This is a genomic window from Trueperaceae bacterium (assembly GCA_023954415.1).
Taxonomy (GTDB): domain Bacteria; phylum Deinococcota; class Deinococci; order Deinococcales; family Trueperaceae; genus JAAYYF01.
Window position 1 is genome coordinate 1 of the sequence record JAMLIB010000021.1, and the last position, 8,396, is coordinate 8,396.

The 8,396-nt window shown below is 74.0% G+C and carries 5 protein-coding genes; 1 reads left to right on the forward strand and 4 read right to left on the reverse strand.

Annotated elements, in window-relative coordinates; all coding sequences use genetic code 11:
• Window positions 1-1,428, reverse strand: a 1,428-nt coding sequence (locus M9914_14110; GenBank protein MCO5175309.1) for a PIG-L family deacetylase, incomplete at its 3' end; no start/stop codon positions are given.
• Between the two features lie 438 nt (window positions 1,429-1,866).
• On the opposite strand from M9914_14110, the gene M9914_14115 reads away from it, so the two are divergent.
• Window positions 1,867-2,136, forward strand: a complete 270-nt coding sequence (locus M9914_14115) for an AbrB/MazE/SpoVT family DNA-binding domain-containing protein (protein MCO5175310.1) — start codon at window positions 1,867-1,869, stop codon at window positions 2,134-2,136.
• 92 nt (window positions 2,137-2,228) lie between these two features.
• On the opposite strand, the gene M9914_14120 is transcribed toward M9914_14115, so the two are convergent.
• The 3 genes from M9914_14120 to M9914_14130 all read right to left on the reverse strand — a co-directional run.
• On the reverse strand, window positions 2,229-3,176 hold the full coding sequence (locus M9914_14120; protein ID MCO5175311.1) for a DUF58 domain-containing protein: 948 nt from the start codon (window positions 3,174-3,176) through the stop codon (window positions 2,229-2,231).
• Window positions 3,177-3,194: 18 nt separating this feature from the next.
• A complete protein-coding gene (locus tag M9914_14125) occupies window positions 3,195-4,301 on the reverse strand; it encodes an AAA family ATPase (GenBank protein MCO5175312.1) in 1,107 nt (368 codons plus the stop codon).
• A gap of 5 nt (window positions 4,302-4,306) precedes the next feature.
• The coding region (locus tag M9914_14130) for a VWA domain-containing protein (protein MCO5175313.1) at window positions 4,307-8,396 on the reverse strand (4,090 nt) is incomplete at its 5' end.

Here is an 8,396-nt window from a genome sequence, read left to right on the forward strand (position 1 = left end):
GGGGGCGTCCGCCGGGACGGTGACGACGAAGGTCTGCTTGGCGGTCTGGCCGTTGGTCAGGCTGGCCGGCTCGACGGCCTCCTTGGGCTCGACGGTCCAGCCTTCCGGGGCCACGACGGCGAACGTGACGTTGTCGGCGTTAACGGTGCCGCCGAGGTAGGCGCTGACGGTCACTTCGGTCGTGCCGCCGCGGGTGAGCTCGGGGTTGGCGGCCACGACGCGCGTGACGAGCGAGAGGGCGCGTCGGCTCGCGACCTGGAGCTCGAGTTCCTTCTGTGCCAGGCGGAAGTCGATATCGGAGGCCGTGGCGGCGTCAACGGCGCTCGCGGCGAGCGTGGCGCGGGCGGCGCGCACGGTCGCGAGGGCGACGGTCAGCTCGCCCTGCACGGCGCCGAAGTCGGGGAACGCGGCGATGGCGTGGTCGATGGCGGTCTGCGCGTCGGTCAGGAGGCCGGCGAGCTTGGCGTCATCGACCTTGGCGGCCAGGTCGGCAACGGTGTACGGGATGCCGGCGAAGAGCGAGGTGTCGGTCTCCGCGTCCGTCACGAACGACTGGACGAGGTGGAGGTTGGAGTTCGTGGCGCGCTCGTCGGCCCAGCTGCCCATGTCCTGACTGCGGTGGTAGGCGCGCGACTGCTGACCGAGCTGCTCGTACGTGGCGCCGTAGACCTGGTCGTAGCCGCCGGTCGGGATCGAGAGGGTCGTCTCCAGCTCGAAGTCGGCCTGGCCGGAGCCGCGGCCGCTCGGCAGGTAGAACTTGGCGGCCTGCCACGGCTCGAGGCCCAGCTCGAAGTGCTCGGGGTAGGCGTTCGGGTCGGCGGCGAGGGCGAACGCCTGCTCGGCCGCGTAGGCCATGGCGCGGTGGTTGCCGTGCTGGCCGAAGACGTTCTGGAAGTTCGTGAAGATGACGTCAGGGCGGCTCTGGCGGATGGCGCGCACGAGCTTCTCCATCATGACGTCCTCGCCCCAGATCTCGAGGGTCTCGACGGCGGACTTGGAGAAGCGGAAGTCGAAGATGGGGTCGGCGAAGCTCTCGCTGAGGAAGAACAGCTCGACGTTGAACGCCGCGCTGGCCTGTTCCATCTCGCGGCTGCGCAGCACGCCGAGGGCCTGGCGGTACTCGGTGCCGATGGAGTTCTGGCCACCCTCGCCGCGGTTGGCGGTGACGGTGATGCTACGCACGCCGAGGCCCTTGGAGAGGAGCGCGATCTGGCTGGAGCGCTCGTCGTCGGGGTGGGCGCCGACGGTCATGAAGCTGGCGACCGACTTGAGGGGCGTGAGGGCCTCGTAGAGGTCGAGGATGCCGATCTGAGCCTCTTGCTCGAGGACGCGGGCGTCCGTGCGGCTCTGGGCCGACGCGAACGCGACGAGGAGCGCCATGAGCGAGACGACCACCGCGCGCAGAAGGTTGTTGGGCTTCGCTTGCATCAGGTTGTGCCTCCGTGGGTGTTCAACGTGGGTCCAAGGGTCGTGCCCCCGGCCAGTCGCTGCCGAAGTCTCCGCGGGCTCGCGTCGGCTTCGTCGAACCGTGTTCGGTTCCGGGCTGGAGTCGTGGCGTGCGGCCTGTCCTTCGCTCTTGCGAACCGTCACCTCCGCGGCCCTGGTGATGGTCGACGGCGGTCGGGCTAGGCTTCGCCGGCGGCTGGAACTCGCACTATGAAACAGCTTTCGCAATGGGGTTTCTAAATCTCCCTCTGAAAGGGTACGCAGGGTGTGCGGGGATGTCAACACGCCGTCATGGTCAAGTGGTACACAGGCCGGCCGTCCGGCCTGGGGCGGGGGGTGAGCGGCCCGGTCGTAGGTCGAACAACGCCGTTCGCAGCGCTAGGATCGATCAGCCATCCGCGCTCATGGCGGACTGGCGCCATGACTGTTACCATCGACGCCGCCGGCCGGCTCGTCATCCCGAAGACGCTGCGCGACGCGGCCGGGTTGCGCCCCGGCATGCCGTTGCAGGCGCGCCTGAGGGACGGTCGAATCGAGATCGAGCCGGCGCCGACCGCCGTGAGCCTGGTGATGAAGGACGGCATCGGCGTAGCGCGCAGCGCAGGTGCGCCAGGTGAGGACGAACCCGTCCTCCTCGCCTCGGAAGTAGAGACCGTCCGGGCTCGGCTGCGTGATGAGCGCGGGCAGTAACAAGCCGATCGCGCTCGACACGAGCGTCATCCTGGCGGCGCTGATCGAGCGTCACGAGCACCACGACCGCGCGTTCCCAGTCGGCCACGCCGCTAGCGAACGAGGCCGTACCCCGCCCACTCCTTGAGGAGAAGCGCCTCCAGGTCGGCGTCGGAGCGCGCGCGCAGCCACATCCCGCCGTGGCGCACGAAGGCGGCCTCCAGCCCCTCCTGCCACCGCCGCAGGTTCCGCGCGTAGACGGCCAGCGCGGCGGGCGTGAGCGCCACGTTCACCTCCGCCCCCGTCTCCACGTCCTCGAGGGTGAGCGTGCCGCCACCGAGCCCGCCCGTCGCGAGCACGCCCGGGTCCAGCTCCTCGGGCGAGCAGACCTGCACACCGACGACCGCCTGCCGGGCGCCCCGAAGCACACCCAACCCAGCCTCGGGGGCCGCGAAGAGCCAGTCGCTGACGACCAGGCACACTCCTGGGCGCGGCAGGCGCGCCGCGAGCGCCTTGGCGGCGTGGTCGAACTCCACCGCGCCCTCCGCCCGCAGCCCCTCGAGCCACTCGAAGAGCTGTCCGGCCGCGCGCACCCCGCCGCCCCGCGGACCCCAGCGCAGGCCGCGGCCGGTGAAGGCTACGAGCCGCACGCGGTCGCTGCCGGCGAGCGCCACGTACGCGAGCGCCCCGGCCACGCGCCGCGCTAGGACGGACTTCTCCGGCACGCCGCCCCCCATGGACGCACTCATGTCGACCACCACCGTCACGGCCAGCTGCTCCAAGAGGTCACCCTCCCGCACGAACAGCTCGCCGGACCGGGCCTCCAGATGCGGGTCGACGCGCCTGAGGTCGTCGCCCGGTTGGTAGGCGCGGTACTCGGCGAACTCGAGGCCGGGCCCGAGCGTGCTCGAGCGGTGCTCGCCCACCCCGCCGAACGTGCCGGCGCGCGGCACGTTCAGGCGGCGGCGCGCCAGGCGCTGCAGGAGGCTCGGCGGGGGCGCGACGTCCACCACGCTCAGCCGCACGTCCGCGCGCGGCTCCGGTCGCTCGCCTCCGCTCACGCGCTCACGCCCGCCCACTCACGCGCCCGCGCTGGCCTCGAAGACCTGCCGGAGCAGCCGCTCGGCGTCCACGCCCGGATCGGCCTCCCCCTCGAAGTTGAGCTGGAAGCGGTGCCGCAACGTGGGCGCCAACACGGCGCGCAGGTCGTCGAACGCCACGTTGTAACGCCCGCGCAACAGGGCGTTCGCCTTGGCAGCGAGCAGGAGCGACTGCCCGCCCCTCGGGCTCACGCCGAAGCGCACGTACCGCCGCACGTCGGGGCTCGACGCCTCGCGCTCGGGGTGCGTGGCGAGCAGGAACCGCGCGACGCCGCGCCTCACGTGAGCGGCGACGGGCACCTCGCGAACGAGGCGTTGCAGGTCGAGGATCGTGTCGGGCGTCGCCACCTGCTCGGGGGTGGGCAGGCCGGCGCCGGTCGTCTGCTCGAGGATGGCGTCCAGGACGTCCTCGCTCGGCAGCGGCAGGACGATCTTGAGGAGGAAGCGGTCGAGCTGCGCCTCCGGCAGGATGTAGGTCCCCTCGAGCTCGATCGGGTTCTGCGTCGCCAGCACGAAGAACGGGCGCGGGAGCGGCCACGTGCGGCCGGCGGCCGTGACGGTGTTCTCCTGCATCGCCTCGAGGAGCGCCGACTGCGTCTTGGGCGTGGCGCGGTTGATCTCGTCGGCCAGGAGGAGCTGCGTGAAGATGGGCCCCTGCTGGAACTCCAGCCGCCCGCCCCCCAGCTCGTCGCGCACGAGGATCATCGTGCCCGTCACGTCGGCCGGCATGAGGTCGGGCGTGAACTGCACGCGCGCGAACTGCAGCCCGGCGGCGACGGAGACGGTGCGCACCAGGAGCGTCTTGCCGAGCCCGGGCGCGCTCTCGAGCAGCACGTGCCCGCCGGAGACGAGGCCTATCAAGAGTTGGTCGACGACCTCGTCCTGCCCGAGGACGACGCGACCTATCTCCTCGCGCAGGCGCCGCAGACTACCCAGCGCGCGCTCCAGCGCGGCGGCGTCGGTGGGGGCGGTGCCGGTAGGTGGGGCGGCGGTGGACGCGGCGGTCGTCCGGCCCGCAGTGGTCGCGGTCGGGCCGTCTGGCTCGCCGCCGGATCGCATGGGGGTCGTCGCTTCGGCTTCTGGCATGGGCATCAGTCCTTCCGTGGCACGACCGGAGCGCGCGGCTTGGCGACGCGGAGCAGGTCGGGGGCGTAGCGCCAGGTGAGTTCGAGGAGGAGCGCGAGGAGGGCGGCGCCGAGCGCCAGCGGCCACACGGGCGAGCGCGGCCAGTACCAACCGACGGGCGCCAGGGCGTCCGCCAGGTCCGCGAGCGCGTGGCCGCCCGTCGCGGTCGCCGTGGCCACGAGCCGCTCCGGGGCCGCGCGACCGGCGTCGAGGACGGCCAGGTAAGGCACCTCGAGCGTGAGCGTGGCGCCGCCGGCCGTCACGCGGTACGTGCCCGTCTCGTCCAGGAAGAGCTCGGAGGCGTAGCCGCCCGCCGCCGGTCGCGCGCTCAGGTCGGCGGACCGGCCTCCCGGCAGCTCGACGACCGCGTCCGCCGCCGCCGAGACCACGCGCAGGCGGTCGCCGTCGCGCGCAAGTCGCACGGCGGCGGTGCTCGGGGTCCTGGTGAGCTGCCTGACGAGGTGCGCCCACATCGTCGGGTAGGCCGGTTCGCTCAGCCACTCCCGTGTCCAGGGTCCGGCGGCGTGGGCCGTGAAGGCGACCACCTCGCCGGCGCCGTAGTGCCAGCTCGCGAGGAGGGGCTGGACCTCCCCCTGCTCGTCCGTGACGGAGAGGTGCAGCCTGGCCTCCGGCTTGACGCTCGTCGGCACGTACCCGCCGACCGCCGGGAGCGCGTCCGGCCAGGCGCGCAGGAAGCGTGGGCGCCGTCCCTGCCAGGCCGGAGTGGAGTCGCGCTCCTCGGTGAGCTCGCCCGACTGCAGGAGGACCTCGTGGGCCATGATGCCCGGCAGCGCCGAGAAGTCCGCGCTGGAGTGGAACGTGCCGCCCCCAAGGCGGGCGACCTCGCGGAGCTGGTCGGCGTCCGCCTCGGGCCCGATGGCGATGGTCGACACGGTCACGTTGGCTTCCCGCAGGAGCGCGAGGATGCCGGGGAAGTCGCCCGGCTGCGACAGGCCGTCGCTCATGACGATCACGTGCGCGGCGGCGGCGCCCGCGCCGGACAGCTGCTCGTAGGCCGCCACCAGGGCCGGGTACAGGTTCGTGCCGCCCCGCGGGTCGAGCTCGAGCACGGCGGCGCGGAACGCCTCGCCCTCCGCCGCCGGACCGAGCGGCACGAGCGTGCGCGCGGTGGAGTCGAAGGCGATCAGGGTGCTCTTCGCCCCTTCCGGCAGCAGCTCGTGCGCGCTCAAGGTGGCCACCTTGGCGATGTCGAGCCGCACGGCGTCGCCCGCGTACTGACGCATGCTGTTGGAGCGGTCGAGGACGAACGCGATGGCCAGCTCGGGCGCCTCGCGCGGCACGAGGCTGGACGTGGGCGAGAGGCGCTCGAGGGGCGTCTCGTAGTAGCCGCCCGGGCCGAACGCGCTCTCGCCGCCGAGCATCAGGAGGGGCAAGCCGAGGTCGAACACCGCCGCCTCGAGGGCGAGCTGCTGCCCGCTCGTGAGGGCGATCGCGGGCACGTTCATGAGCGCCGCGGCGCTGAAAGCCGCCAGAGCGCCGGGGCTCGCCGGCAGCTCCCCCGGGGCGCTCGACACGACCTCCACCCCCTGCGCCTCGAGGGCGGCCGCGAAGACGCGCAGCCAGGCGTCGTCCTCGCCTATGAGGAGCACCCGAGGGGCGGGAGCCACGCTCACGTTCGCTGCGCCAACGTCGTTACGGCTCTCGCCGTCGCCGGGCAGCGCCACGACGACCGCGTAGCGCTCGTCGCCGGGCTCGAGCGCCACGACCTCGACGGCCACCAGGTTGTCGCCCGCTCGCAGCATGACCTCGCGTTCGTCGAGCGCCTCGCCCCCGCCGTAGGTCGTCACGCGCGCCGCCCCGGCGCGGCTCGCGTTGACCACCGCCTGCAGCTCGAAGCGGTCGCCGACCATGACGGCCTCGGGCGCGACGACGCGGCGGACCACGGCGTCGGGGGCGGCAGAGGCTCCCACGGCGCCGTCAGTGGCGCCGTCAGTGGCGCCGTCAGTGGCGCCGGTGGCGGCGCCTTCGGGGCCGCCCCGTGCGACGTCGACCCGCGCGTCGAGCGTTAGGCCGCGCGCCTCGACCCGCGCGGCGGCGCGCGTGACGTCGCCGCGGGTCTCGAGCCCGTCGCCCGCCACCACGAGGCGCGCGGGCATGCCGGGCGGGACCGACGCGGACGCCATGTCGAGGTCCTGCTCGAGGTCGGCCCTCGTCGGTTCGGTTGTCGCCTCCATCGCCAGCTCCGCTGAGGGCTCCAGCACCTGCCGCGGTCCCGTGACCACGAGCAGGCCGCCGCGCGCGGGCAGGGGAAGGCGCGCGTCCGTCATGGCGAGCGCGACGAGGGCGAGCACCAGGAGTCGGGGGGCGAGGGCGCCGAGCCTCACCGGCCGCCCCTTACTGCCGGCGGCCCGTGCCGGCGACCGCCACCAGACGACGGCCTCTGCCACGAGGACGAGGAGGACCGCGGCCGCCAGGATCCGGCGCAGCGGGACCCGGTATGGAGGAGCCCGACCAGGCGCCGCGCTCCCGTCCGCGCCGACCAAGGCCGGCAGGCGGTCGGCGAGCGCGGCGGCGGCAAGGGGCCGGGTGACGCCGCGCGCGTCGACGAGTCGGTAGCTGCCGGCCATGGCGGGCACGAAGTCGGCGCCCACCAGACGCTCGGAACCGTAGAGGGTCGTGCCGAGCGGCACGGCATGGCCCCGCGGATCGGTCACGGCGACCGTTCCGGCCGGCAGCGCACATGCCGAGCCTACGAGGCACGGCAGCTCCACCAGGCGCCCGGCGTTCGGCTCGACGAGCTCGAGCAGGCCGCGCACGAAGAGGGGGAAGCCGTCGGCGTCCGGCCAGTCGCTCGCGTTCAGGTCGAACGCGGTGCGCAGCTCCAGCCCGCTCTCGCGCCACCGCAGCTGCAGCAGGGGCCCGTGAGGGCCGGCGACGAGCACGGTGGCGCCCGGGAGGGCTTCGGAGCCCCACACGGCGCCGAACGACGTGGCGCGCCAGTCGGTCGCCGCCACGAACGGCTCCTCGACCCACGGTCCAGCGGTCCCGTCGCCGATCGCCGGACCGGTCGCACGCTCCGGCTCCGCCTCCGTGCGCGCGGACGCGAGCCACCACGTGCTGGTCCGCGGCGCCTCCGGCACGACGACGCGGTCGAGGACCACGAGGTCGAACTCCGAGGCGTCTTGCGGCAGGCCCGCAGCGACAGGCAGCTCCTCGAGCTCGACGTAAGGCAGTGCGCGCAGCGCACCCGAGAGCGCGGCGTTACCCGGGCCGAGGTAAAGGACCCGCACGGCCACTGGCAGTGCGTGAGCCACGAACGCGGCGACGCTCGCGCCCACGGAGAGCTCCAGGGTCCCTACCGTGGCCTCGGCGCCGAGGTCCGGGTCGGCGGGGAGGTCGAGGAGGAGGTCGAACGCGCCGCGGAGCTCGCCCGCGGTCGCGGGCTCCAACGCCACGTCCACCGTGCCGACCCGTCCGAGGGCGCCCTGGCCCGCCGACCATGCCAGGGCGAGCGCGGTCGCACCACCTGCTGCGCCGGCTTTAGCCGCGCCGGCGTCGATGGAACTGCCGTCGATGGAACTGCCGTCGACCGCGCCGGCGTCGATGGAGCCACCGTCGACCGCGCCGGCGTCGGCCGCACGGCCGACGATCTCGCCCGCGACGCGCCACTGACCGGGCGAGGCGCCGGGCGTGAGGGAGGCGGAGGCGAGCGCCACCGCCGGCCCGCCAGGGACGGGCACCACCTCCGCATCGGGCAGGACCGCCAGCGCTTCCGCCGCGCCCGCGACCGTCGGGCCGACCAGGACGACGCGCGCGACCTCGTTCGCGACCCCGTTCGCGACCCCGTTCGAGGCCTGGGCCGCGCGCGCCTGCGCCCCGGCGCTCGTGAGCGTGAGCCCGTCGCCCGTCAGGATGCGCCGGGCGAGCAGCGCGGCCTCGCGCCAGTCGGCGCTGCCGCCGCCGTTGACGAGGCCGGGGCCGAGGTCGGCCAACGACGAGCGCGAGACCGGCCACCGCACCGCCAGCGGCGTCGGGCGCCCGGTGACGAGGACCAGCGACCAGACCGCACGCTCGCTGGCGCCGGTCGCCGCGACG